This is a genomic window from Cyclobacterium qasimii M12-11B (assembly GCF_000427295.1).
In the GTDB taxonomy this organism is placed as follows: domain Bacteria; phylum Bacteroidota; class Bacteroidia; order Cytophagales; family Cyclobacteriaceae; genus Cyclobacterium; species Cyclobacterium qasimii.
Genome location: NZ_ATNM01000111.1, coordinates 1 through 1534 on the forward strand (window position 1 = coordinate 1; position 1534 = coordinate 1534).

1 protein-coding gene is annotated in these 1534 nt (G+C 26.8%); it reads left to right on the top strand.

What is annotated here, in order from left to right:
- The first annotated feature begins 169 nt into the window (after positions 1 to 169).
- Positions 170 to 1501 (top strand): MATE family efflux transporter, encoded by a 1332-nt coding sequence (locus ADICYQ_RS13410; protein WP_020894207.1) that lies wholly within the window; start codon positions 170 to 172, stop codon positions 1499 to 1501.
- Positions 1502 to 1534: the final 33 nt, after the last annotated feature.

Below are 1534 nucleotides of genomic sequence, written 5' to 3' on the forward strand. Positions count from 1 at the left end.
AGATTTGAAGGATGAATTGTTTTAGACGACAATCATTTAAATCAACAAGGAGTAAATATTTACAATAGGATACTTTTAGATTCTTTAAAGAAATATCCCAATCTTTTGTTTGAATAAAAAGCATTAAGTTTTAAAAGATATAAAACTATTAATTATAAAAAATTTTTGAATGCAAGCTGGTAATAAAATTTTAATTAATACAGGAATCTTATACTTTAAATTAATTGTATCAGTTGCTATTTCTTTATTTACTACTAGATTAATATTAAGTGCATTAGGAACTGAAGATTTCGGAATCTTTAGTGTAGTTGGTGGTGTTATTTCCTTATTAGGTTTTATAAACGTGGCAATGACGACTACCACTCAACGATTTTTATCTTTCTCATTAGGATTAGAAGATGTTCTTCAAACGAGAAAAGTTTTTGCAAATAGTATTATTCTTCATTTGTTTATTGGATTTTTGCTTTTAATTGTATTTGAAACGGTCGGCGTGTATTTTTTAAACAACCATCTTAATATTGCATCTGAAAGGTTGCAAACCGCTAATTATCTTTTGCAATTTATTATTGGCTCTACATTTCTAGTGATTATTTCTGTTCCCTACGATGGACTAGCGAATGCTCATGAAAACATGCTTTTTTTATCTATACTTGATATATTTGAAAGTATAGGTAAACTTTGTATCGCTTTTATTTTATTAAACTCTAGTTTTGATAAATTATTATTATATGGATTTTTACTCTTTATTCTAACCCTATTAGTTCGAATAATTAAATGGATTTATTGTAATAATAAATATGTTGAGACTAAATTTAATTATAAAAATGATTTTGAGCCTAAAAAGATTAAAGAAATGAGTTCTTTTGCTAGTTGGAACTTATTTGGAGTCCTATCTAGTATTGGGAATAATAGTGGAACTGCAATAGTTCTGAATATATATTTTGGGACTATTGTTAACGCTGCATTTGGAATTGCTCAACAAGTAAATGGACAACTTTCCTTTTTATCGCAGACTTTAATGAAAGCCATTAAACCTCAAATGACAAAGAGTGAAGGAAGTGGTAACAGAGCTAGAACGATAAAATTAAGTATAATCAGTAGTAAATTTTCTTTTTATCTTTATTCATTTGTATCGATTCCTTTGTTTTTTGAACTGCCATTAATATTAAGTATTTGGTTAAAGGATGTTCCTGAAAACACTATTGTTTTTTGTAAATTAATTTTGGTTATTAATTTAGTTCGTCAATTTAGTATGGGTATAATGAGTGCTGTTCAAGCTATTGGGAAAATTAGGTTATATCAAACCGTTGCTGGTTCTATGCAACTCCTCGTTATTCCTATTGGTATTGTTTTTTATAATTTAAATTATCCCAACTACACTATTTTTCTCATTGCATTATTAATGGAGATATTATCAACCATTTTCAGGGTGTATTATTTTAGTTTTCTTACTAAATATAATGTTATTAAATATATTACTGAAGTTTTATTAAACCTATAGCTCCTATTTTATTTCTATTTCTGGTATATTACT